Origin of the sequence: Limosilactobacillus frumenti DSM 13145 (assembly GCF_001436045.1) — a bacterium.
Lineage (GTDB): Bacteria > Bacillota > Bacilli > Lactobacillales > Lactobacillaceae > Limosilactobacillus > Limosilactobacillus frumenti.
In genome coordinates, this window is record NZ_AZER01000024.1 from 1 (window position 1) to 24647 (window position 24647).

At 43.5% G+C, this 24647-nt stretch carries 30 protein-coding genes; 23 read left to right on the top strand and 7 right to left on the bottom strand.

Features of this window, described 5'->3' with window-relative positions:
* Positions 1-209 precede the first annotated feature (209 nt).
* The 4 genes from FD27_RS07460 (at position 210) to FD27_RS07475 (ending at position 4082) form a co-directional block, all read left to right on the top strand.
* Positions 210-1139: an NAD(P)-dependent oxidoreductase gene (locus FD27_RS07460; protein WP_057752125.1), complete on the top strand. Its 930-nt coding sequence runs from the start codon at positions 210-212 to the stop codon at positions 1137-1139.
* Positions 1140-1503: 364 nt separating this feature from the next.
* Positions 1504-1818 carry a helix-turn-helix transcriptional regulator gene (locus FD27_RS08965; protein ID WP_235803031.1) on the top strand — a complete coding sequence of 105 codons (315 nt, stop codon included), beginning with the start codon at positions 1504-1506 and terminating at the stop codon, positions 1816-1818.
* 274 nt (positions 1819-2092) lie between these two features.
* A complete protein-coding gene (locus tag FD27_RS07470) occupies positions 2093-2887 on the top strand; it encodes an SDR family NAD(P)-dependent oxidoreductase (RefSeq protein WP_057752128.1) in 795 nt (264 codons plus the stop codon).
* 100 nt (positions 2888-2987) lie between these two features.
* Positions 2988-4082 carry a low temperature requirement protein A gene (locus FD27_RS07475; RefSeq protein ID WP_235803032.1) on the top strand — a complete coding sequence of 365 codons (1095 nt, stop codon included), beginning with the start codon at positions 2988-2990 and terminating at the stop codon, positions 4080-4082.
* 84 nt (positions 4083-4166) lie between these two features.
* On the opposite strand, the gene FD27_RS07480 is transcribed toward FD27_RS07475, so the two are convergent.
* The 4 genes from FD27_RS07480 to FD27_RS07495 all read right to left on the bottom strand — a co-directional run bounded on the left by FD27_RS07480 (position 4167) and on the right by FD27_RS07495 (position 7837).
* On the bottom strand, positions 4167-4997 hold the full coding sequence (locus tag FD27_RS07480) for an alpha/beta fold hydrolase (RefSeq protein WP_057752131.1): 831 nt from the start codon (positions 4995-4997) through the stop codon (positions 4167-4169).
* A gap of 21 nt (positions 4998-5018) precedes the next feature.
* Positions 5019-5567, bottom strand: coding sequence for a cysteine hydrolase family protein (locus FD27_RS07485; protein WP_057752134.1), 549 nt, complete (start codon positions 5565-5567; stop codon positions 5019-5021).
* Position 5568: 1 nt separating this feature from the next.
* Positions 5569-7011, bottom strand: a complete 1443-nt coding sequence (locus tag FD27_RS07490) for a nicotinate phosphoribosyltransferase (protein WP_057752138.1) — start codon at positions 7009-7011, stop codon at positions 5569-5571.
* A 118-nt stretch (positions 7012-7129) separates the two neighbouring features.
* Complete coding sequence (locus tag FD27_RS07495; protein WP_057752141.1) at positions 7130-7837, bottom strand: NUDIX hydrolase; 708 nt, start codon at positions 7835-7837, stop codon at positions 7130-7132.
* Between the two features lie 197 nt (positions 7838-8034).
* Between FD27_RS07495 and FD27_RS07500 the strand changes: the two genes are divergently transcribed.
* From FD27_RS07500 to FD27_RS07525, 6 genes are all read left to right on the top strand, one after another.
* Positions 8035-8514, top strand: a complete 480-nt coding sequence (locus tag FD27_RS07500) for a prolyl-tRNA synthetase associated domain-containing protein (RefSeq protein WP_057752144.1) — start codon at positions 8035-8037, stop codon at positions 8512-8514.
* Positions 8515-8528: 14 nt separating this feature from the next.
* Entirely contained in the window at positions 8529-9164 is a 636-nt protein-coding gene (locus FD27_RS07505; RefSeq protein ID WP_057752147.1) for a GyrI-like domain-containing protein, read from the top strand.
* 22 nt (positions 9165-9186) lie between these two features.
* Positions 9187-9393: a hypothetical protein gene (locus FD27_RS07510; protein ID WP_057752149.1), complete on the top strand. Its 207-nt coding sequence runs from the start codon at positions 9187-9189 to the stop codon at positions 9391-9393.
* Positions 9394-9506: 113 nt separating this feature from the next.
* Positions 9507-9710, top strand: a complete 204-nt coding sequence (locus FD27_RS07515; protein WP_057752152.1) for a hypothetical protein — start codon at positions 9507-9509, stop codon at positions 9708-9710.
* A 217-nt stretch (positions 9711-9927) separates the two neighbouring features.
* The gene (locus FD27_RS07520) at positions 9928-10209 is read left to right on the top strand and encodes a hypothetical protein (protein WP_057752155.1); all 282 of its coding nucleotides are present in this window, start codon (positions 9928-9930) and stop codon (positions 10207-10209) included.
* Positions 10210-10332: 123 nt separating this feature from the next.
* The gene (locus FD27_RS07525) at positions 10333-12696 is read left to right on the top strand and encodes an HAD-IC family P-type ATPase (protein WP_057752157.1); all 2364 of its coding nucleotides are present in this window, start codon (positions 10333-10335) and stop codon (positions 12694-12696) included.
* Positions 12697-12914: 218 nt separating this feature from the next.
* On the opposite strand, the gene FD27_RS07530 is transcribed toward FD27_RS07525, so the two are convergent.
* A complete protein-coding gene (locus FD27_RS07530) occupies positions 12915-13559 on the bottom strand; it encodes an endonuclease III domain-containing protein (protein WP_057752160.1) in 645 nt (214 codons plus the stop codon).
* Between the two features lie 124 nt (positions 13560-13683).
* On the opposite strand from FD27_RS07530, the gene FD27_RS07535 reads away from it, so the two are divergent.
* Positions 13684-14355 (top strand): type 1 glutamine amidotransferase, encoded by a 672-nt coding sequence (locus FD27_RS07535; protein WP_057752163.1) that lies wholly within the window; start codon positions 13684-13686, stop codon positions 14353-14355.
* A gap of 46 nt (positions 14356-14401) precedes the next feature.
* Here FD27_RS07535 and FD27_RS07540 read toward each other — a convergent pair whose 3' ends face one another.
* Positions 14402-14908, bottom strand: a complete 507-nt coding sequence (locus FD27_RS07540) for an NAD(P)H-dependent oxidoreductase (protein ID WP_057752166.1) — start codon at positions 14906-14908, stop codon at positions 14402-14404.
* Positions 14909-14985: 77 nt separating this feature from the next.
* Here FD27_RS07540 and FD27_RS07545 point away from each other — a divergent pair, with 77 nt between their 5' ends.
* The 12 genes from FD27_RS07545 (at position 14986) to FD27_RS07600 (ending at position 24034) form a co-directional block, all read left to right on the top strand.
* The gene (locus tag FD27_RS07545) at positions 14986-15567 is read left to right on the top strand and encodes a uracil-DNA glycosylase family protein (RefSeq protein WP_057752168.1); all 582 of its coding nucleotides are present in this window, start codon (positions 14986-14988) and stop codon (positions 15565-15567) included.
* Between the two features lie 76 nt (positions 15568-15643).
* Positions 15644-16039 carry an iron-sulfur cluster biosynthesis family protein gene (locus FD27_RS07550; RefSeq protein ID WP_057752171.1) on the top strand — a complete coding sequence of 132 codons (396 nt, stop codon included), beginning with the start codon at positions 15644-15646 and terminating at the stop codon, positions 16037-16039.
* A gap of 99 nt (positions 16040-16138) precedes the next feature.
* On the top strand, positions 16139-16942 hold the full coding sequence (locus FD27_RS07555) for an SGNH/GDSL hydrolase family protein (RefSeq protein WP_057752174.1): 804 nt from the start codon (positions 16139-16141) through the stop codon (positions 16940-16942).
* 27 nt (positions 16943-16969) lie between these two features.
* Positions 16970-17413 carry a GNAT family N-acetyltransferase gene (locus FD27_RS07560; RefSeq protein WP_057752177.1) on the top strand — a complete coding sequence of 148 codons (444 nt, stop codon included), beginning with the start codon at positions 16970-16972 and terminating at the stop codon, positions 17411-17413.
* 3 nt (positions 17414-17416) lie between these two features.
* A complete protein-coding gene (locus FD27_RS07565; RefSeq protein ID WP_057752181.1) occupies positions 17417-18151 on the top strand; it encodes a sulfite exporter TauE/SafE family protein in 735 nt (244 codons plus the stop codon).
* Positions 18148-18525: a hypothetical protein gene (locus FD27_RS07570; protein WP_057752183.1), complete on the top strand. Its 378-nt coding sequence runs from the start codon at positions 18148-18150 to the stop codon at positions 18523-18525. The genes FD27_RS07565 and FD27_RS07570 overlap by 4 nt, the downstream gene beginning before the upstream one ends.
* A gap of 21 nt (positions 18526-18546) precedes the next feature.
* Positions 18547-18879 carry an MGMT family protein gene (locus FD27_RS07575; protein ID WP_057752186.1) on the top strand — a complete coding sequence of 111 codons (333 nt, stop codon included), beginning with the start codon at positions 18547-18549 and terminating at the stop codon, positions 18877-18879.
* A 122-nt stretch (positions 18880-19001) separates the two neighbouring features.
* The gene (locus FD27_RS07580) at positions 19002-19889 is read left to right on the top strand and encodes a 3-hydroxyacyl-CoA dehydrogenase (protein ID WP_057752189.1); all 888 of its coding nucleotides are present in this window, start codon (positions 19002-19004) and stop codon (positions 19887-19889) included.
* A gap of 12 nt (positions 19890-19901) precedes the next feature.
* Complete coding sequence (locus FD27_RS07585; RefSeq protein ID WP_057752191.1) at positions 19902-20792, top strand: 3-hydroxyacyl-CoA dehydrogenase; 891 nt, start codon at positions 19902-19904, stop codon at positions 20790-20792.
* Between the two features lie 133 nt (positions 20793-20925).
* A complete protein-coding gene (locus tag FD27_RS07590; protein ID WP_057752194.1) occupies positions 20926-22470 on the top strand; it encodes a glutamate--cysteine ligase in 1545 nt (514 codons plus the stop codon).
* 66 nt (positions 22471-22536) lie between these two features.
* Positions 22537-23469, top strand: a complete 933-nt coding sequence (locus tag FD27_RS07595) for a lactate/malate family dehydrogenase (RefSeq protein WP_057752196.1) — start codon at positions 22537-22539, stop codon at positions 23467-23469.
* On the top strand, positions 23462-24034 hold the full coding sequence (locus FD27_RS07600; protein WP_057752199.1) for an LOG family protein: 573 nt from the start codon (positions 23462-23464) through the stop codon (positions 24032-24034). Before FD27_RS07595 ends, FD27_RS07600 begins: the two co-directional genes overlap by 8 nt.
* A gap of 142 nt (positions 24035-24176) precedes the next feature.
* Here the strand turns inward: FD27_RS07600 and FD27_RS07605 are convergent, their stop codons facing one another.
* On the bottom strand, positions 24177-24542 hold the full coding sequence (locus FD27_RS07605) for a DUF4828 domain-containing protein (RefSeq protein ID WP_057752202.1): 366 nt from the start codon (positions 24540-24542) through the stop codon (positions 24177-24179).
* Positions 24543-24647 lie beyond the last annotated feature (105 nt).

The following is a 24647-nucleotide window of genomic DNA, read 5'->3' on the forward strand; positions in this document are numbered from 1 at the left end:
GTTAGCATAGCGGTTAATTCAGAATGTGTAATTAGCCACAACAGCTCGTGGCATGTCGATGCTACATAAATACTACAATTGATACATCGATGAACTGTTACAACTTTTATAAACTATTTTATTCACTCAATAAAGTCAGCCTCCCCGCTGGCTTTTTTATTTTGCACCCTTCATAATAAATGCAAACAAAATCAAAGGAGCCTTCTAACATGAACGTCCTTATCATTGGCCACTTTCCTGACACAACTAAGCAATTGATCCATTCTGTCTTCTCAAACGACTGGCAGCTCCACATTGTTACGCCCGATCAAGCTCAACCATACTTAGCTACTGCCGAAGCGATCATCCCCGAACACGTCCCAGTCGACCAAACGGTTTTTGACCGAGCACCACAGCTTAAGATTATCCAAACTGGTGCCGGCTATGATAATGTTGACCTCGCTGCGGCAGTCGACCACCATGTCACTGTCTGCAACGCTGCTGGAGTGAATGCCAATGCTGTTGCTGAGCATGCCTTAGCCTTAATTCTTAGTTGGTACAAAAATATCCCGTACCTTGATCACTACATGAAGCACCCAACGACTACCGACAAGCTTGCCTATACCGGTGGGGAACTCCATGGTAAGACATTGGGGGTTATTGGCCTTGGTCACGTTGGTCAACAGTTGGCAACATTCGGCCAGGCTCTGGGGATGCACGTCATTGCTTTCAATCGCCATCCCCGGCAACTAGCAGGAGTACAAAACGTTGACTTATCAACCTTATATGCCAATAGTGACATCATCAGCTTACATATTGCTGCTACTCCAGCGACCTATCATATGATCAACGCTCAAACACTTGCTCAAATGAAATCTTCTGCTTTACTTGTTAATACCGCCCGGGGTGCATTGATTGACGAACCGGCGCTTGTTAGTGCGTTGCAATCACATACGATTGCTGGAGCATGCTTGGACGTTTTTGAACATGAACCGCTCGCATTAGATAGTCCGTTGCGTAAACTGCCTAACGTTATTTTGACACCACATACTGCGGGACTACCGGATGGGGTTAAGTTTCATGAGCAACGGTACGTTTTCTTTCGTGACAACTTAAAGCGGGTTGCTGATGGTGAAGAGCCATTGAATATTATTAATTAACCACCGTTTAATGACACCTGCTAGGCCAAATGATCATTGAAGACACTGGCGGCGCCAACGACCTGGAAGGATCAACTTTGGCTAGGTCAATGAAGAGGCACTTAACCAAGAACTGCCCAATTACTTTCATTTAGTGTAAATTGATATTTTGAAAATAATGACCTTCTAGAACTCGGTGCTTTAAATAAGTGTTAATTCTAGAGGGTGATTTTATGGGTGTTCATTTAATTTCCCAGGAAATAATTCTAAGAACATACTGTCGGGGTCATGACACATCTTTGGCGGGTTAATGTCGGCTCAATGACGTGGTTAATCTTAGCAAAGACGCGTATCCTTAATTCAAAGAGTAAATGAGGTGAGTCCAATGGTAAATAATAAGATCAAACAAATTCGGTTAGCAAAACACCTTTCCCAAGAGCAACTTGCCGAAAAGTCCAAGGTATCTGTACGAACAATTCAAAGACTAGAAGCTGGTGAAGATGCTAGTATTTCTACTCTTAATCTAGTTGCTGGTGCGTTAGGGGTAGAAGTAGGTGATTTATTTCCTAAAACTGATTCTGACCAGCAACAAGTAAAGATTCAGTCCGCAGATGAACAGCTACAGTATCAGCTTCACCAGCGGCGCGAAGAATATAGTACCTTCAATAAGCTTTACACTTCTTGCTTTGCTTTATTATAGTTATGCTGGTTTGGGGTTGTATTTTCCCACTAATTCAGGATAATGAGGTTTTGTCATCAATCGTGGGGATGCTTTGGATTGGTGCATGGATGATAATGGGGCCTTTGAAAAAGGGATTAACTTTTAAATTTATTACTCCCAAACTGGATAAGAAATACCCATTGACAATTAATCGAATTGATAAAAACAAAAAATAAAAGAGTTCTATTTAACCAGCACTTGTAAAAAGTAAGTATCATGCTATAATATTAAAAAATTCCAGGAGGACATGATAATGGAACTCGGCTTAAAAGGAAAAACTGCTTTAATTACTGGCTCTACAAAAGGGATTGGTAAGGCCATCGCCATCGAAATGGCTAAAGAGGGGACCAATGTTATTATTAACGGTCGTAAACAAGCAGCCGTCGATGCCGTCGTTGAAGAAATTCAGGCCCAATACCCCGCTACTAATCCGCAAGGGGCGGCCTATGATATTGCTGACGCTGACCAGCGCCAACAGTTATTTGAACAAGTACCTCAAGTAGATATCTTAGTGAATAACATGGGAATCTTTAAGCCTATGGAGTACTTTGATATCACTGAAGATGTTTGGCAACACTTTATTGATGTCAACTTCCACTCTGGCAATGCCCTTGCTAAGTTTTACCTACCTTATATGTTGGACCAGGATTTTGGCCGAATAATTTTTATCGCCAGCGAAGAAGCTATCATGCCATCTGGTGAAATGCCACAATACAGCCTGACGAAGACGATGAACTTATCGTTAGCTAAGAGCCTTTCCAAATTGACAAAGGGAACCCATGTGACTGTTAACACCATTATGCCTGGTTCGACCTTAACGGAAGGGGTTCAACAAATGTTGGTTGATATGTATAAAGACAGTGACCTTCCAGAGAGTGAATGGGAAAGTGACTTTATGAAACACCACCGGCCACTTTCACAAATTCAACGTCTGATTCGACCAGAAGAGGTTGGCCGCTTTACGACGTTTGTTGCCAGCCCATATTCTTCATCTTTCTCTGGCGAAGCATTACGGCTAGATGGTGGCCTGGTACCGACAATCTTTTAGTTAACTGCCGTCCATTTTAAATATAATTAGTTGCCTTGATTATTCTGTTATTCAGAATGGGCGAGGCCACTATTTGAATAATATTAGGGAGAAGACGATTGTGAAAACCATTATTGCAAAAAAAGTCTCCATGCTGGAGCTGTTCTATGATTTGATCTTTGTCTATGCTATTTCGAAGATTACGGCGATGATTCATCATCCCGTGGCGGGTGGGTTACCGATGGTGCCTTATCTAGAATTTATTATCGTGATCATCATCGTAATGCAGATATGGCTGTACCAAGCACTCTATATCAATCGGTTTGGGCGCAGTCGAACCATCGATACCATTGGACTCCTTATTAGCATGTTTGCAATGACTTACTTAGCCAACAATATCAATACGGATTGGTCAATTACCTTCCGGCCGTTTAATGAAGCGGTCCTCTTGATTGTTGCTAGTCTGCTGGGGCAATATTTGTTTGGCTCTGGCCAGCATCCCCTCCGCAATCCGGATTTATGCGCCTTTATGATTGCCTTAACGCTGGAATTTATCGCCGTCTTTGCTGGATTAATGGTTGGTTACAATTATGGTATTAATTTGTGTGTTCTTGGCGGACTGATTGGCTTCATCATGCCGCTAGCGGTTTACCATCAATTTCTTCCTGAACAGGTGAACTTTCCGCACTTAGTAGAGCGCCTCAGTTTAATTATTATCATTACTTTTGGTGAAACCCTTGTTAATGTGACCCGCTACTTTACGGGTCCATTGTGGAACCCTTTTTCAATTATCCTGTTCCTGTTTCTTGCGACTTTGTTTGGCACGTATGTTATTCAAAGTGATTTCCTAATTAACCATCATCAACGGAGCCGGGGCTTTGTATTAATGTATTCGCATGTCTTTATGATCATTGCGTTGTTATCATTAACGGCGGGTCTTGACTACTTGCCGATTTCATCCGTTTCCCGCCTATTTCTCTGGAGTTTTTTGTCATTGAGTTTAATTGTTTATGACGGTTGTTTGTTGGCCAATCAGGTTTATCACCACTCAGGGAAGTTAAGTAAAAGCAGTTACTTGTGGTTGGGGACGATTTTGATTCTTGGAATCATCATTGCATTTGTTTTGCGGGACAACAACCTGGGACTTATTAGCGGCTTAACGGTGGTTAGTGCAGGACAATGTGGATATCTGTTAAAGAAGGCCATTGTTCATTAGGGTCATTAACCATATGAAAAAGAGACGTAACGGTGACGAAAGTGTCATTCGTTGCGTCTCTTTTATAATTTCAAAGCAGTTTTGTCAATATCGATGACGATTAATCCACTGGACGACTTCTGAGTAGATATCCCATTTTCGTCGGGGCTCGTCAAAAATATTGTGCATCAGAGAAGAGTAGACGTGAAGTTCTTTATCATTAGAAGCAATCATTGCGTAAGCCTCTAATGAATCATGATAATCAATCAAACCGTCTTTTTGACCTTGTAAAAACAATAGTGGATCCTTAAAGTCAGTTAAGTGTTCCCGAAGGAAGTAAGCTCCCTTAATTTCATTCTGCAAAATTCCAACTGTCAAGTGATGCAGATTAGCAGGGTCATTTTGAATTCTATGAACTACTCGTGCGTCACTGTTAAGTCCGGTACTTAACACGTTAGGTAATTGTTTCTTAGGGTCGCCTGTTAATCCCTTACTCCAAGAATTTGGTGCTTTAACAATGGAAACTGGATCAGCTACCACGAATCCATCAACTGTTTGTGGATACTTTATGCCGTATAAGAGGACTGTTTCGCCACCCATGCTATGACCAATGACAAATAAGGGGAGGTTTGGATAAGCCGTTTTGGTCCTCTTAACTATTACATGTAAATTTTCATACAGGTCAGCTAAAGAATCCATATATCCCCGGGGTCCCTCTGACTTTCCATGACCAGGCTGATCGTAGCGAAAAACGTTGCAATCATGCTTAACAAGAAAACTAGCGAAGGGGTCATAACTTTTAGCATATGATGATAAGCCATGAACGATGATTACATTTGCTTGTGGAGTTTCAGCTAAGTTCGTGATTGTGTGCAAATGAATACCTGGAGTGGCTGATTCAACCATCCTTTCAGTTTGGTTGCCATAAAAACTCATTGTTAGATGCTTCCTTTTACATTAACGAATCGTTGCCCCAAGAACATTCTTGAAGTGTCCCATTGCCCACTTTGCTCCCAGTTCGGAGAAAGTAGCGACTGCCTTTTGGGGGATGACAATTTGATAATCACGATTATATGCACTAATTGCCGTGTGTAATACACAGATATCGGTACATACTCCACAGATCCAGACTTCGTTAATCCGCCGTTCCCGTAAATAATTGTCTAGATTAGTATTCTGGAAAGCGGAATAGCGGTTTTTATTAAATTTATAGACGTGGCGATCAGTCTGATTTTGTTGGAACCATTGGCCAACCTTGCCATACAATTCTTGTCCCTTAGTCCCAATAATGTTGTGGGGTGGGTATAGGCGATGTTCAGGATTGAAATGATCATCTTTCAAGTGACCATCAGTCGGCAGAATCACGTAATCCTTATTTTTAAGAAACTGGTTAGCTAAACTGATGATGGGTTGCTCTAACGCTTGGGCTGGTTTACCGACAGTTAGGGATCCCTTATCAGCGACAAAGTCATTTGTGTAGTCAATAATTAATAATGCTTTGGCCATTTTAATTCTCCTCAGCAAACTGGGCTTTGGTAATCAATTGTTCCTGGAGGTCAGCTAACTTAGCAGTTAAGTAAACTGGGTAGCGATCAGGGTTGACGAGCCGCTTACTTGCTTCTGGTAATTGAGCGAGCAATTGCCGGGAAGTTTGTTGAATCTTAAAGACATCCGTTTCCACTTTGGCTGGCTGGCCCGCTGTTAAGTAGGTCTTTAATAGTGGCTTAGCGGTAAAGTTGGCTAAGACTTGACTGGCATTAGTTGCGGTAGGGTTGGAGTTAACAACCTTGAGCGGTGCAGTGATGGATTCATCAGCCAGGGCAATGACATCGGCAATGGCCTTATTTGGCTGGTCATTACTGTAAATCCGGTAAACCTGCTTGTTGCCTGGAATAGTGACCTTTTCCCGACTATCACTGACCTTAATCGTCGGGATCCATTTACCATTAACTTCTTCTTCCGCTAATTTATAAACGCCGCTTAAGACCGGACTAGAAGAACTAGTAATCAAGCGCTCACCAATCCCAAAGTTATCAATTGGTGCTCCTTCGTCCAGCAGTGATTTCACAACGTGGGCGTCAAGCGCATTAGAAGCAGTGATTTTAGCCTTTGGGAAGCCCGCTTCATCAAGCATCTGGCGTGCTTTAATGGCAAGCTGAGAAATATCCCCGGAATCAATTCGAATCCCCACTGGTTCATGACCATTGGCCCGAGCCTGCTTAAAGACCCGAATAGCGTTTGGAACCCCTGATTTAAGGACATCATACGTATCAACCAGTAGGGAAATTTTATTTGGATAAACTTTTGCCCATGCTTGAAAGGCGCTGAGTTCGTCAGGGAAGCTTTCCACCCAGGCATGTGCCATTGTTCCCGCTGCGGGGATGTGGAATTGACTAGCTGCTTGCAAGTTTGAAGTACTGGTGCAACCACCAATCACGGCTGCCCGTGCACCATAAGTGGCCGCATCCGGTCCTTGCGCACGCCGGGCACCAAATTCCATAATTGGCCGTCCTTGCGCGGCATGGTTAATCTGCCATGACTTAGTGGCAATCAATGATTGGTGGTTAATAATGTTGAGGACGAAAGTTTCTAAGAGTTGGGCCTCAATTAATGGACCACTAATGGAGATAATTGGTTCTCGTGGGAATACTGGAGTACCTTCAGGGAGCGCTTGAATAGTGCAGCTGTTTTTAATTTTGCTGAGGTAGTCCAGAAAATCAGGACTGAACTCTTTTAATGATTTCAGGTATTCAATGTTTTCCTTAGAAAAATGCCAATTAGCAACTTGTTCAACTACTTGTTGGAGACCGGCCGCAATAACAAAGCTGCCGTTATCAGGAACCCGGCGGTAGAAAACGTCGAACCGGGCCTGACGATCATGGGGCAGGGTGGCGTAATAGCCATTTGCCATTGAGAATTCATAAAGGTCGGTTAACATTTGTAAATCCATATTATCCACACTTTCTTTTAAGTAAAAAAGTACTTTAATTATCGTAAAAATAAAAGTATCTTTGACTTTTATTTACGTCTAGTATAGATACTCTTTTTGAAAATGCAAGTTTATAAAATTAACAATTTAGCTTAAATAACTTTGGTGGCCGTCCTGAGTGTTGCAATGAGGCGGTGCCGACTTCCTTAAACAGGTGGTTATGGGTCTTCTTAAAATTGGAATTATCGATTTTATCGGGGGTGGTTCCTAAGAACGCTGCAAAGACTTCCCGGGCCTGACGCAGGGTAAAGGAATCACCGAGAATGTGGAGAATACCTGGTTGGTAATCGAGCTTATTTTTGATCCGGTTGATCGCGGTGTTGATAATTTGAACATGGTCAAACGCGAGGTCAGAAGGTGTCGTTAGGATGAATTGCTGCCGATCGTGACTGATTACATATTGGTGCTGATCAGCACTCAAGGTAAACCATTGGGCGTCAGTTGCCCCATAGCCCGGATGCAGCTTGGGCGTCGAAGGCAGGTAAGTCATGTAGGCTAATGATAAGGCCCGGCTACCAGCAACCCGGTTGGGATCAGTAAAAGTAGCCAATTGTTCAGTGGAACTCATCGGCACCTGGAGGCCAATCTTATCAGCAATCAAGCGAATGCACGCCGCATCAGCACTTTCATGACTACGCAACAGAGTTTCTGGCAATGCCCACTTGCCCTTTAATGGTTCATCGGCCCGTTTAATTAACAATAACTGTGGCCGGTGCAATTCTGTATTAAAACTCCAAATAACATTTGAGATGGTGACTAAGGGGCGGGCAACAATCTTACTATCCAATCTGGACTCCTCCTTTCCAGATAATTAACTTACTTCTATTTTAGCATTTACCTTTTGTGCTGTAATGATGCGATGTCATTTCTCAATCATATGTCGAACTGTGTAATTAGCGACCAACGCTTTATTACCACAATATCTTAAAAATTAATTACTAACCGGCCATAAAATAGTAGAATCTATTGTAAGAAGGTGATCTGATGGTTAATCAAGTTCTCGGTGCTCTTGACCAAGCGGCAGTTAAATACCAGGTAATTGATCATCCCCCGGTATATACAGCTGAAGAAGCAGACAAATACGTCCAGGGTTATGAATTTGCCCGGACCAAGAACCTCTTTCTGAAGAATAGCAATGGCTTTTATTTAGTCGTTATTGATGAAAATAAGCGTCTTGATATGAAGCAGTTACGGCAGATCGTCCATGGATCCCGGCTCAAGTTTGCTTCGGATGCTGATCTAACAAAGTACCTGGGTAGTTATGCTGGTGCCGTATCGCCGATGAACTTAATCAACGACCAGGATCATCAAGTTACCGTGATTTTTGATCAAGATGTTATTGACCATCATGATCAGATTGGGTGCCACCCGAATACGAACCGGCAAACCGTGATTTTACCTATTTTGGGTCTATTAAAATTGCTAAAACAGTGGGGCAACCCGGTTATTAAGGTTCAATTGTAATGGAGGAGTTAGTCATGGCTTACGATTTTAAGAAAGAACAAAAAGCACTTTATCGGCCGGGTAAGAGACCAGCTCGAATTGATGTTCCTCAAATGACTTATTTAGCCGTTCGTGGTAGTGGTGATCCGAACATGCCGGATAGTGAGTACCAGCATTCTATTCAGTTACTGTATTCATTGGCTTACACCATTAAAATGAGCAAAATGGGCGATTACCAACCAGCTAATTACTTTGACTTTGTGGTTCCACCGTTGGAAGGATTCTGGTGGCAGCCTGGAGTAAAAGGGGTTGACTATCAACATAAGGAGAAATTCCACTTTATTTCTTGCATTCGGATGCCCGACTTTGTCACCCCAGATGTTTTTCAATGGGCGGTTCATGAAGCAACCACTAAAAAACAACTCGATTTTTCACCGGTTGAATTATTACCAGTCAATGAAGGACAGTGTGTGCAGGTAATGCATTTTGGTCCATATGATGATGAACCGGCAACAATTGCCAAGATGTACCAGTTTGTCGAGCAACAAAGTCTTCAATTAGACTATTCTGCAACGCGGCATCACCATGAGATCTATTTGTCCGATCCACGACGTACGAAGCCAGCTAATCTGAAAACGGTTATTCGGATTCCTGTTAGGTCGGCGGATTGATTGCCAGGAAAGGAGTTCATTCATGAGTAAGTATAATCACCTGTGGGAAGCTATTGCCCAATCGCACCAAGAACACTTGGTTATTCCTTTTGCCAAAGTTACCAAGTTGGCGGGCGTTCCCTTAGACCATTCATTTCTCAATTACAAGCATGAACTGCTTGATTATGGGTACCAAGTTGATAAGATTTCACTGAAAAAGCAGGAGATCCTGATAAGTAAATGCCAGTAACATAATTTAGTAATGATGCTTAACAACTATTGAAAGCGTTGTATAATATTCGCATCATAGGTACTTGCAGGCGATTCCTAAAACAATATTTGCCGTTGACTGAAAGGATAATCATGAAAATATGTTTTATTCAGCATGAACCTTATGTTGCTCCTGGTTACTTCCTGGAATGGGCCCAGATGCACCATTACCAAACAGAGATAATTGATTGTCATCATCAGAAACCTACAGGAAACTTGGCGCAGACAGCAGATATGCTAGTAGTTTTAGGCGGACCACAAAATCCCCATACAACTATTGACCAGTGTTTCAGCTGAACGCGCGACTATTCGGGCGTTTATTAACCAGCAGCGCATGGTTGTGGGTGTTTGACTTGGTGCCCAGCTCATTGGTGAAGCTTTGGGAATTCCTTATGAACATAGTCCGCATAAAGAAGAAGGGGCGGTCCCCGTTTACTTAAATGCGGCTGGTAAATAAGACCCAATACTGCAAGGGTTCCAAGACGGAGCGCTTTTAGGAGAATGGCATAATGATATGCCAGGAGCTAATGATCATACCCCGGTTCTGGCAACAAGTGCCGGGTGTCCGCGGCAAATTGTTCGGTATGGTCAGCTAACTTATGGATTACAGTGTCACATGGAGATGTCCCCATCTGCATATCAACAATTAATCCAGCAGATGGGTGCTGATGTGCAGCATCATAACAGTACCAGTATGTGCAATCTGCTGACGAGATTGCTAATATTGATTGTGAGCCAATGCATCGAAATTGGACTAGCTTTTTGGACCGCCTGGTTGTCCGTTATCAACAGATGAAATAAACTAGTACGACCATTGTTCGTCATTTGGATGACCAATGGTCGTTTTTTATTAATCAGTATGACATTGGATGGAGAATGATAAAATGAACTTAAAGCATTAATTACGGGAGCGTAAATTATGGATGGCTTAAGTACTCAAGAAGTTCAACAGCGGATTAATGATGGCCAGGTCAATCATCACCAGACAAGCGGAGAGAAATCATTCCGCCAAATTGTTCATGACAATGTGATGACCTACTTTAACTTAATTTTCCTGATTGTGACGGTGCTGATTTTAATTGGTCACCATTATACGATTAGCGATTTTCTTTATTTGCCAGTGGTGATTGCGAACGCGGTAATTGGGATCTTTCAAGAGTGGCGTTCTCAGAAGACCCTGCGCAAACTAACGATTGTCAACGTGCTGCAAGTAACGGTGCGGCGTGATGGCCAAGATCATCATATTAAGGTGGACCAATTAGTCCGAGATGATTTACTTTATTTGCATGCTGGCGATCAGATTTCCGTTGATGGCCAATTGGTTGATGGTCACCTAACCACTGATGAGTCAATTCTGACCGGTGAAGCGGATGAAATTAGTAAAGGACAAGGTGATACTCTTTATTCGGGTTCATACGTTATCGCTGGGGATGGAATGCTCCGGGTTACCAAAGTTGGTGACGAAACGTATGCTGCCCAGTTGATTGCTAAGGCTAAACAAACTGACCGTAATGACCAGGGAGAAATGGTTCGTGCGATTGACCGGATCGTTAATTGGATTGGCATCTTGATTATTCCTTTAGGGATGGCAATGGTGTATCAATCAATGGTCACTAATCATCATTCGTTCTCGGTGGCTATCAGCGAAATGGTCGCGGCAGTTATTGGGATGATTCCCGAGGGCTTATACCTGCTGGTCACGGTTGCCTTAGCGACATCCGCTGTTCGCTTAGCCCACCATCGGGTCATGATTCATGATATGCATAGTATTGAGCAACTATCCCGTGTAGATACGTTGTGCATTGATAAAACCGGTACGATTACGGAACCAGACATGCAGGTCACCCAAGTGCTGCCCATGCACGCCATCCAAGAGACAGCCCTCAAAGAACTCATTGGGCAACAAGTTCACCAATTAGCGGCAGATAATGCGACCATGGCTGCTCTACAAAAGTATTTCCCGCAACCATCTACTATTCAACCGGCAGCGCGGATCATTCCATTTGAATCAGCAAATAAATATAGTGCGCTGGTTTATGACCATGCGGTTTATGCGATTGGTGCGCCGGAGAACCTGCTGAAAGATTCATTTGACCGATATGCTAAACAAATTCAACAAATTGCTGCCGGTGGGCAACGGGTATTAGCATTTGGTAAAACCGACCAGGCTATTGGAAGCAAGCTCCCTAAACCGATTGAGTTATTAGCATTAATTATTTTACAAAATCCGGTCCGAGCAAATGCCCCGGCAACTTTCGACTACTTTGCGCACCAAGATGTGGCGATTAAAGTGATTTCTGGTGATAACCCCGTTACCGTTAGTGCGGTTGCTAAGCAGGCTGATATCCAAGGCGCTGCTGATTACGTTGATGCCCGGCAATTAAAGACTGACCGGCAAATACAAGATGCTGCCCAGAAATACACGATTTTTGGTCGGGTCACCCCAGCTAAGAAGCAGCAACTGGTCCAGGCTTTACAGGCGCAACAGCACACTGTAGCGATGACTGGGGATGGGGTTAACGATATTTTGGCTTTGAAGACCGCTGATTGTTCAATTGCGATGGCGACCGGCGCTTCCGCCGCCATGAATGCCGCATCAATTGTGCTATTGGATTCCGACTTTTCAATGATGCCTCGGATTGTTGATGAGGGTCGGCAGACGGTCAATAATATTCAGCGTTCCGCCAGCCTCTTTTTGATTAAGAATATTTTCTCGTTCTTAATGGCCCTGATTACCATTTTTACTGCCATGTCCTATCCATTAAAGAGTGCCCAGATTTCGTTGATCTCCGCCTTTATGATTGGTATTCCTGGTTATCTGTTGACCTTTGAACCTGACCATACCCGGATCCATGATCACTTTACCCGGACCGTTATGTTGAATGCTTTGCCAGCTGCGTTAGTTGATGTTTTTGCAATTGGCCTCCTGATGACAGTGGGACAAGTGTTTGACATTGGCGATAGTGATATTTCGACGGTCTCCGCCTTGATTATGGCCTTTGTCGGTATCGCAATGTTAATTTACCTTTCCCAGCCGCTTACTTGGCTGCGGGGAATTATTATTGCGGTCTCTGCGGTTGGCTTCATCGTCGCTGTTACCATGATGGGCGACTTGTTTCGCTTTGCCCGGCCATCACTCTTAGTCCTGGCCTTAGGGATTGTTTTCCTGCTGGCGGCTGAAGCAGTGCTAATTAACTTCCGCTGGTTGTTTAACTGGTTCAATGGTTTATTTAGTCGTGGTCATGCTCGTTATCAAGCTGGTAAGCATGCTCGTCACCGTTAATTTAAAATGAATGAAGAAGCTGGAAATTAACCTTTTCAAGAGCCTGGTGGACTAACCTAGAACAATAAATGGTGATAGAATTACCAGAATTGTTTGTAGTTAGCCTCGAAGGCTCTGGTTAATTCCCGCGATTAGACTTGGTAAGTTCGATACTATTAGTAACATTGAAGAGGATGAGAAAAAGCAGGAATGTTTTTTTCATCCTCTTTTAATTTTCATTAAAGTTGAACGGTATCACCGGCTAAGAAGCTTTCGGCAAAGTGCTCGTTGTTACGCCGCAGGTATTTTTTACTAAATTCAAGAATCAACCCATGAAATTGCTGGGCTTCTTTAGCGGTAAAGTGGTGATCGAGGTGGCACACCCGTGCTAAATCTTGATAGCGGTGGAGGTCAGGAACGCCTAAGTGACTGAATAACCGCCGCGCATAGTTATCAGCAATCATTCGTGGCATATCAAAAACAAATGTTAAGAGAACATCAGCGGTTTCATTACCAATTCCGCGTAGAGCCAGCAGCTCAGTTCGGAGGTCATCCCCATAGTGGGCGGCCACTTGATCATAGTTAAATTCAAAGGGTGCCAGCCACTGGAGAATTGTTTGAATAGCTTTTGACTTATTACGATAGAAGCCTGCCGGCCGGATCAGTTCCTGAAGTTGCTGGTTATCGATTGCCATTAATTTTTGCGGGTCAAAATGCGTTAAGGGACGCAGATTGTCGAGGGCGTAGTCGACATTTGTCCAGTTAGTATTCTGAACTAGAATAGCGCCAATCAATATTTCGGTTTTGTTTTCACCAGGCCAATTCCCAACGGCCCCCATGTGGTTGAACATTTTCTGATAAAGTTCCCATACTGATAATTTCATCGCTAATCTCCTCATTCCAAGCTAATTTCAATATTAATGGATTAATCTGTGGTAAAATAATGCCATCTTAGGTACTTGCAGGCGATACCTAGCACAACATTGCCGTAGATAGAAAGGATATCTAATGAGAATCAATGTTTTGCAACACACGCCAAACGAAGGCCCCGGCGCAATTCAGAGTTGGTCACACGATCGTCACCATGAAATGTATATTTACCATCCTTATCAATTTGGTAATTTGCCAACCGCTGACGAGACAGATATGCTGATTATCCTGGGTGGACCAATGAGTCCTAACGATGACCTGCCGTGGATTAAACAAGAACGGGTCCTCATCCAGCAATTATTGGACCACCATAAGCCAATCTTTGGCGCTTGCTTTGGCGGTCAGCAGATTGCCAAGACTCTGGGCTACCAGATCGGTAAGGCCCCTCACAAGGAAGTCGGTTGGGCACCAGTTTATCGTCAAACTGATGCGATCCCGGGAATTCCGGAACAAGTAATCGCTCTGCATTGGCACGAAGAGATGTTTGCCATTCCAGATCAGGCCCAACTACTCTTTTCCAGTGACTTAGTGAAGAACCAAGGCTTCCTGCTGGGTGATAATGTGATTGGCTTACAATTTCACTTTGAGCCCTTAGCGGACAATGTTCGTGAGATGGCAGTCAATGACAATACTTATCCGCTCGACCATAATGACCTTCACCAAACTCCGGCAGAGATTATTGCGCATGGCGTTCCGGCTGAAAACAAGCAGGTAATGTACACACTGCTTGATTACATTGCTAATCATTAAGACGACCAAGGCGACAAGTGTAATAGCTTGTCGCCATTTTATTTAATTAATTTTTAAGCACCTGTCGATATTTGGCGGCTGCTTTGGCTAAGTCGGCATCACTAATGTTAAAAGTATCAAAGATAACGAATGGCTTCAGTACTTTCATTCCGGTATATTTTCCAGTCTGCATTAAAGGAGACAAGTACTCATCAATGGTGTGGCTTTGACGGCGCCCAGGTTGATAATCGGCTTCTTGACCACCAACAGTGACTGCTAGTTGTAATTCCTTACCGTGCAAGGCATCACCGTGGGGACCATACGCCCAGCCATATGCGAGTACTTGGTCTTCCCACTTTTTCAAGAGGGATGGACAGCTGTACCAGTATAAGGGGAACTGCCACACAACCCGGTCAGTATTTTTTAAGACGGCTTGTTCAGCTGAAACATCAATATCACCATGTGGATACAGGGCATATTCATCCCGCACGTCTACTCCGGGATGATCAATTAAAGCTTGATTAATCCGCGATTGCTGCATATCGGGATGGAATAAAAAGATTGTTGTTTTCATTGGTCATTCCTCCTAACATCTTTATTATAAAATAAAAGTCAATCACGCTAAATCAATTCGATGGGGAGGTAAGCCTAATGACATTTCTCAAAATCCGTCAGGCCATCATTGATGATCCTGCAAATCAGCAATTTACCCGAGAAGGGATTAATCCTTTATATTCAGCAATGGCTACTGCGCGGATCAACCTCATTGCTCAGGCGCCTAGTCGGCAAGCCCAAGCACAACAAATGGTTTGGGATGATCGTAGTGGCGACCGTCTTCGTAATTGGTTAGGCCTTACGAGGGATGAGTTCTATCATTCTGGCAAGGTGGCTATCATGCCTATGGATTTTTATTTCCCGGGAAAAGGTCGTCATGGTGATTTACCACCACGACCAGAATTTGCCCCTAAATGGCATCCTCAACTACTGAAACTCATGCCCCATTTGCAATTAACAGTTCTAATTGGGACATATGCTAGTCATGCTTACCTGCATTTGCCACGCTCGGTGAAAGAAACGACAATTGTTAAGAATTATCGACGGTATTTACCCCAATATTTTCCAATTATCCATCCTTCGGCACGAAATCAAATATGGTTAAAAAGGAATCCGTGGTTTGCACAACAGGTATTGCCTGACCTGCGGCAGCGGGTTCGCCAAATAATAGATGAATAATTCATGAGCAAATTACTTTTATTCTTACTAAAAGTGAGTAAACTGAAAGTATCAAATCGTTAAGGGGGAATTGAGGATGAAGACATTAACTGTAACGGATGCTGCATTAAACCGAATTAAGAAGTATCTGAGCCCTGATAAGCAAATTGTGCTGGACTTTGATGATGGCGTGGGGCCATTTTCAGCTATTGGCAATTGCAATTTGGAGGCTAATTATCGTTTAATCTTTGTGAATAAAGATGTTGACTTGCCAGACTTTGATGAGAAAGTTAGTTCTAACATTGGTGATATCTATATTAAGAGTGAACTGTATGCCAATATTCAATTTGAAGATCAGATGGAAATCCGCTTTGACCCTCGACACTTCACTATGCCATTAGTTAGTCCGACTAAGACACTGACTGATAATATTGAAGTAGTGGATATTAGCGAACCAGTAAAAACTGAATACAGTGGAACACATGATTGCTAATCACTAAATGGCTGGGGTATCTCAGCCATTTTTATTTTAGAATTGCAATATACCTGATCATTGCTGTAAGATCAACCATAATATAGGAAGGACAATTACATGGATAATCATTTTTTAACTCACTTACAGCACGAAAAGGACCTTTCAACTACTGCTGTGCAGACTTTACAACGAGACTTAACTAACTTTGGTGATCGGCAGTCAGAAATTATTCCACTATTAAAACGATTCAGCCAGTTGCCTGGTAACGATGTTCAGTATAGTGTTCACCATACGCCAACCAAACCATCGCCACTTGCCGGAAAGCACATTGCCTTTCTCGGCAGTTCGGTTACTGCTGGCTTTGGGGGCTTAGGGGAATCGTTTGTCGATTATTTAGCTAAGCAGGATAGCATTATTCCCTTTAAGGAGACCTTATCTGGCACTACGTTAGTCGACCGTGGGGTGTTTACCCCGCATGATTCATATGTATCGCGTTTGCAAAATATTCCGGCAAATGCTCCATTAGATGCCTTCGTCTTACAACTATCAACAAATGATGCGAAAGGCACTGCTGGACCATTAGGCACCATTAGCATTAGTCATCATTATGATCCTTATACGATTACAGGAGCTATTGAAACAATTTTAGCGACGGTCCGGCAACGTTGGGACGTTCCTATTTTGGTATATACAAACCCGCGTTACCATAATGAATTATATCGGCAAATGGTTGAACGGCTTTTAACTCTTCAAGACAAATGGTCATTCGCAACGGTGGACTTATATCACTCGCCGTCATTTGACTTGACGGCTGATCAATTTGCTTTATACATGGCCGATTTTATTCATCCGACACGGGCTGGCTACCAACAAAAATGGTTACCAGTGTTTGAAAAAGCATTAGAGACGGCTTGTTGCTAGGATATTCATAAAAAGAGGTAGATTGCGATGGAGTGGCTTGATAAAACCTTTGATGAATTGACAACCCGCGAGCTGTTTGACATTTATTATTTACGAACGCAAGTCTTTAATGGTGAACAGCATAGTACGTATCCTGATCCGGATCAGCAGGACTTAACCGCCCACCATGTTTTGGCAATGGATGGTCAGCAATTAGTAGCCTATGCCCGTTATTTTCCAGTGGATGATGAGAATGCGGCTTTTGGTCGGGTTGTAGTGGACGTGCGAAAGCGACGAGTTGGTGTAGGAACACAGCTAATAAACCACGTTGTCACTGCTATCCAGCATACGTATCCGGATAAGCAAATTAAGATTCACGCTCAGCAATACGTTGAAAAATGGTATGCCAAATTAGGCTTTAAACCTGTTGGCCAGCCATTTATGGAAGCGGAACGACGGCACATACAAATGGTCTATGGGGGCGAACAGTAAATAATGCAAGTGGCTTTACTATTTTTATTTGGACTATTAATTGGAACGGTGATCATTGCCCTTGGTGGAGGCGGTGGTGCCTTCTACCTCGGTGTTCTAACCGCAGTCTTCCAGCTTGATCCTGCGCAAGCCGCTGCAACATCGTTAGTAACGGCCATCCCGTCAATCCTGATTGGGGTGATTGGCTACTGGCGAGGGCATAAAATTGATTTTCATTTGGGTAACCAAATGTTAATTGCGGCTTTACCGGCTGTTATTATTGGGGCACTGATTTCGCCATATATTCCGAAGCCCTTGTATAAATGGATCATTGGTATTATTTTAACCTGGTTGGGCTGCCGGATTTTTATTAAACATAGCAAGAAGCAGACTCATGATGGTAAGTGGGCGGCCCGTCTATACGGTATTTTAGCGGGATTAATGGTTGGGGTTGCTGGTCTTAGTGGTGGCGGTCCCATTCTGGCGGGCTTATTAATTCTAGGCGAAGACCTTTTCCGGGCCACTGCCACATCTGCTTATGTTCTGTCTGGGATGTGCCTATTAGGGGCTATTTTACATACGACTAGTGGTCAGGTTAACTGGCCGGTTGGGATTCCCTTAATGCTAGGAGCGATCATTGGGGCAATTTTGGCGCCACGATTAATGGATTTGCTGTCCAAGAAGCCCCAGTCTGGTAAATATATCCAAACTTTTATTGCCATTCTCTTGATTGTGATGGGGGTTAAAACAGTCTTATGATGGATGAAAATAAGTTCCGTCAACAGGCCCCGTGGGCAATTCCCAGCAATGCTCAATTTAGTGAAGACCACCGTGTTGGCTATCGGCAAATTAGTTTTCACTGGGAAGACGCTGGTTGGCAGTATAATGCACGGTGGCACCAACAATTGCCGACCGCCACTCTGATCACATATCCGAGTTGGCAGTTATCTCGTGTCTTACCCGGTAAGGGCTTTGGACCTGCTGCTCATCAGCGGCGGGAGGAAGTGCTGGTTGGTGATCAATGGCTACCAATGCGGCAAATTCGCTACTGTGCTTTGAGATTGGCGAAGGGTGTAGCTACTAGTCAGGAGCTGATGTTGCTCAAGCGTGCCCATGTGCGGGCAAGTTTTTAGAGACAAGGAGTAGTTAGTGGAATGGTTAAGTTAGATGAACAAATGATGCATGATATTCTGGAAGTTGTTGACCAAATTCCTGCTGGCTGTGTGGCAACTTATGGTCAGATTGCTCGATTAATTGGTCGGCCTCGGAATGCCCGTTTGGTCGGCAAAGCACTGGGTCATTCTGGACGTTATGGCAAACATCCCTGCCATCGGGTGGTGACGGTTAATGGACGGTTAGTCCCCGGCTGGATTGACCAAGGTCCCATGCTGAAAGCTGAACACATTCCATTTAAAGATGATGCCCACGTTGCGATCAATCGCTGCCAGTGGCAAAAGGGTAACAAAACATTAATTAGTCGTCGTTGATTATTAAAGTCAGCGGCGGCTTTTAATTTACTTGTAAACCAGTGAAGTATTGAACAGTTAAGCGCTTTCATGTTACGATGAAGTTGTAGTAAGTGAATGGATTTATCAGAGAAGGTGTTTTTATGGCATTCAAAAATGTAATGATTGCAGGGACCGGCGTCCTGGGCAGCCAGATTGCTTACCAGACCGCATTAAATGGCTTCCATGTTATTGCATATAACGATAACGTTGACTCAGCTAAGAAGCGGTTAGCTGCTTTACAGCCAGCATATGAAGCTGATCTGGGCCTGAGCAAGGCTGATTTTGATCAGACGCTTGCTCAAATTGTAGTCACTGATGACCTTAAGACTGCTGTGCAAGATGTCGATTATGTAATTGAGGCCTTGCCAGAAAATATTAAGATCAAGGAAGAATTTTATAAGCAGCTGTCACAACTGGCGCTAGCCAAGACCATTTTCGCAAGTAATTCTTCGACAATGGTACCAAGTCAACTGGTTAAATTTGTTGACCGTCCACAGAAGTTTCTCCACATGCACTTTGCTAACCGGATTTGGAAATGCAATGTTGCGGAAATTATGGGGACTGATCAGACGGATCCAGCTGTTTTCGAAGAAGTAATTGATTTTGCCCACCAAATTAAGATGGTCCCAATTCCAATTCATAAAGAACAGCCGGGCTATGTTTTGAATTCGCTATTGATTCCGTTCTTAGTTTCTGCAATGCTCCTCTGGGTGAAGGGGGTTGCTGATCCAGAAACGGTGGATAAAGACTGGATGATTTCTACCGGTGCACCAGTTGGACCATTTATGATGCTCGATGATGTGGGCTTGCGGACCACTTATCAGATTATGATGGGCCTTTACCAAACGCGGGGTAATGACTACTTCAAGACCATTGCTGACAAGTTGAAAGTCATGATCGATGCTGGTAAGAACGGTCGTGAATCTGGTCAAGGATTCTACTCCTATCCGCACCCAGCATTTGAAGATCCAGATTTCTTGAAGAAGTAGGGAGGCCCAATCATGACATTTAAAAATATTACCGTTGCTGGTGCCGGTGTTTTAGGTAGCCAGATTGCCTATCAAATTGCTTTGAAGGGCTTCAAAGTCACGGTTTATAACCACCATATCGACACAGCTGAAAAACGTCTTCATGCCCTCAAGGCAGATTATCAACACGATTTACATTTGACTGATGAGGAGTTTCAGGCCGGCCTAGATAACATTGTTAATATTACTACCGACCTCAAAGCGGCAGTTGCTGACGCCGATTATGTGATTGAAGCTTTACCTGAATCATTAGACCTGAAGGAAAAGTTCTACACTGAGTTGTCCGAAGTTGCCCCAGCTAAGACCGTCTTTGCAAGCAACTCATCATCCTTCATCCCTGGTCAATTAGTTAAATATGTTGACCGTCCTAATAAGTACTTACACATGCACTTTGCTAATAAGATCTGGCGCTTCAATGTTGCCGAAATAATGGGTACCAATCAGACTGATCCAGCTGTTTACCAAGAAGTGGTGGACTTTGCACGGGCGATTGGCATGGTGCCAATTGAACTCCATAAGGAACAACACGGTTATGTCTTAAATGCAGTGTTGATTCCACTGCTGGGTTCGGCAATGCAACTATGGGCAAATGGTGTTTCTGATCCGCAAACAATTGATAAGGATTGGATGATTTCCACCAGTTCACCAATGGGACCATTCATGATTATCGACATGGTTGGTCTGCGGACACCATATCAAATGGAAATTAATACTTACCAAACTACAAAGGACCCCATTCATCAAACAATTGCTGATAAACTAAAATCGATGATTGATGCTGGTCATACTGGTCAAGAATCAGGGCAAGGGTTCTACCACTATCCAAATCCTGAGTTTGAGGATCCAGAGTTTTTGAAGAAGTAAAGTATCGTAATGAGCGGTGCCATTCGACTATCGAATGGTACCGCTTTTATTTATTGCAAACTTGCTGTTGCTAACTAGTGAACAAAAGTGTTACAGTTTAGGGTATGAGATTAAGTGTATTGGGGTGAATACTATGACTGATCGTTATTCAGCAATCCGGGAAGCTTTTCATGAACCGGAAATTAATGCACAATTATTTAATTCGCAGTTTGGCTTGGAAGCGAAGAAGCACCGGGTCCTGACTAACGGCCGGGCAAGTCGTTACCCATACCCAGCTGCGTTACGATCCAGAAAGCACAATTTATATTTGAACTCCGGCTTTACTGACAATATGATCGATTTTGAAACTGAACCAGTGGTTGGTTCCAAAGCGGCAGTTCGTCAATTGAAGATGCTGGAACAGATTATGATTTCCCAGTTGCATGAGGATGAACGGCTGTGGCCATTGAGCTTGGCGCCAGCACCGGTCTATCAGCATGACTTGGATTACTTGATTACTGATAATAGTAAGACTTGGGATCAAGCTAACCACGATTACTTAGGGAAGAAGTATGGTATTACCCAGGAAATAATGGGAGATGTCCACGTTAACTACAGTTTGGACCCTCAATTAGTTCAAACTCTTTACCGTCGTTTTTACACTGACCAATATGACAATTTAGTGGACTTCCAAAACCACCTTTACTTTAAGCTCGCGCAATCCTTTGTCCTTTACCAATGGTTGTTTACATACCTTTATGGTGCTTCACCGGTGTCCGAAGATATGAAATTGCCAGAAAAGCTAGATCTGCCAGTTCGAAGTCTTCGTTCGAGTGACTATGGTGATGATAACTTACCAGATGAACAGATTGGCTATGATTCGCTAGAAAGCCACTTTGCCCAACTACAACAATATTTGGATGATGGGACTTACTACAGCTTGAAGGAATTCTTTGGCCCTGTTCGTTGCCGTCGTCATAACCAGGATAATAAAGATCTGCAGGGAATGTTGGATCACGGAATTAACTATTTGGAATTCCGTTCATTCGACTTGGATCCATTATCGAGAACCGGGGTTAGCGATGATACGATCAACTTCCTGGAACTGTTAATGCTTGATAGTATTATCTCTCCATTACCAGATAACTTGAGCGAACGTCTGCAAGCAGCACGGAAGCTTAATAACGAAGTTGCTCTGCAACAACCAAAGGAACAAACGCCAGAAATGCGAGCGGCAGCTGACAAGCTGATTGATAAGCTCCAAAAACTGGTTGATGAGTTTAATGCACCGAAGGAATACCGGATGGCATTGAAGTTTGTTCAACGGCGGGTTGATGATCCGTCATTGACCATCTCTGGGCAGCTAGCAGACCAGATCGAAAATGGCAACCTGTTGTCATTTGGGTTGAAACTTGCTAACGACCGTTTCACTGCTAACATGAACCTTACACACCCATTGCAAGCGGTCAGTGAAACCTACTCAGATTCCGTTCAACAGATTTTACGGGCAGCAATTGAGCTTGGTGTAAACGTTAAGTTGGCTGATACCAACGTTACTCTGTCAGTGGCTGACCACCAAGAATCATATGGGGCAGCTGGTGAGTTTACCTTCCCAGATGGTCCGCGGGCCTTCGTCCTCAACGCCTTCCCTGAAGCCAAAGCCTTCCAGGAAGATTCGGATGAAGCTGACGCAGAATAATTAATGAATTTAACAAAAGGCTGGGGCATTGTCACAGCCTTTTCGTCTATCTAAGAGGGTGTAATTATGCGTTCTATTGGGATAATTGGCCTTGGTCATGTTGGTCGCCAACTTGCTACGCAACTGGTAACTGGCAGGCAGGTTGATCGTCTGACATTGATTGATCAAGATGATGACCTGGCTTTAGCAATTCAAACTGACTTAACAGACCTAGCCGGCATTCAAAATACTTATCCAGAAATTATTATTCAGGACTGGGCTGCTCTGGCCAATAGCGAAATCGTTGTAACGGCATTTGGTAAAAGCAAGTTACAAACTCAGACTACCGACGCGGAACTGACTTTTAACCAACAAGCTGCTTGTCAGGTTGCTGACCAACTGAAAAGCCAGCAATTTGCGGGAATCTTAATTAATGTGGCTGACCCGAATGAAGCGGTAACTGCATACCTGCAAGAGAAAGCAGCTTTGCCACCAAAGCACGTGCTTGGTGTTGGTACTAGTCTGGAAACAATTCATATGCGCAGAGCGGTTGCCCATGCGGTCCAGCTTTCTCCGGCTAACGTGAGTGGCTTTGTATATGGTCAGCATAATGGCCAACAGGTTTTTGCCTGGTCAACAGTAAAGGTGAATGGCCAGTCGTTAGATCAGTCCTTGAATGGCCATCACGTTGATTTAAACCAGGCAAAAGTTCGGGCTGACATGAACAACTGGTACACATTACATGGGATGCATTATAATGCGGCTGGCATTGCGGGAGTGGTTGTTCAAATTATCCAAGCAATTTTGGAAAATCAGAATCTAGCTTTGCCATTGGCAATATATCAGCCCCAGTACAATACTTATGTCAGTTTCCCAACCTTAATTAATCGTCAGGGGCAGGGGAATCTATTGTTATTAAAGTTATACCCAGTAGAAGAAAATGCCGTGAAGGTTGCGGCAACGGCGGTTCAATCGCAACTCGCAAGTTTACGAAAATTAGAAGGTGAACATGATGATTAAACGGATGGCAGTGTTCTGCGGAGCACGGAAGGGAAACCAAGAAAAATATATTAAACAAGCAGATGCCTTGGGCAAATACATGGCGGACCATGATATTGAATTAGTTTATGGTGGGGGCCAGTTTGGTTTAATGGGCGCCCTGGCGGATGCTGTTCTCGATAACGGTGGTGAGGTCCACGGGGTTATTACGGAATCTTTGGCAGAACGTGGTGTTGCCAATCCCCGGGTCAAGGATATGCGAACCGTTGCGGGGATGAATCTCCGGAAGGAAAAGATGATGGAAAAGGCTGATGGGATGTTAGCCTTGCCTGGTGGGGTTGGCACCTTGGAAGAAATCAGTCAGTGTACATCCTGGATGACAATCGGTGAGAATCCAAAGCCCGTTGCTTTCTATAACCTGGATGGTTTCTATGACCACCTTCGTGAATTATTTGTCGAAATGAATAAGGATGGCTTCCTTGAGCAACGCTTCTTGGATGCAATATGCTTCTCTGAAAACTTCGATGAGATTTTGAGCTTTATGAATAATTACAAGACACCAGAGTATCGTAAATATCGAAACTGAGTGTAAGCTAGATCAGAAAGATGTCTGGCTAACCTAGTGCAGCTACTAGTCATTCTCGGTGAGTACGTTACGACGCAGTAGAATAAAAACAGGAGGCTGCTTGCGCAACCTCCTGTTTTAATGATGAAATGTTTTAATTGTTTTATTGCATTGGTTGAATCGAATAAACTTGGTCGTCTGCTTCATCGATCAAGGATACCGGACGCTGTTCATTGGCTTGAATGGTGATGTGATAACCAAACTTATCGAGGTAAACTAACTTATCTTCACGAACCTGTTGAACTGTTGCTGGCATCTCATGATTGTCGATTCCTAACTTTAATTCTGGAGAGATGGTGATTATATGCGAACGGTCTCGTTCCTTATCGTAGTAACGCCAGGTACCAGCATAAAAAATAGGTAATGAAGTTTTACCCTTAACATTTTTGTGACCGTGGCTGAACCCCAGTGAACTGGAAAGCCCAGCCATTAAACCCGCACCGAAAAGTAACAAGCCCTTTTTCCGCATATTCCATCATTCTCCTCAATAGTGTGATAAGTAATTAATTCACTGTTTATTATACACACATTTCTTTGATTGGTAGATTTCATTTCTGTTAAAAACAAGGAATAA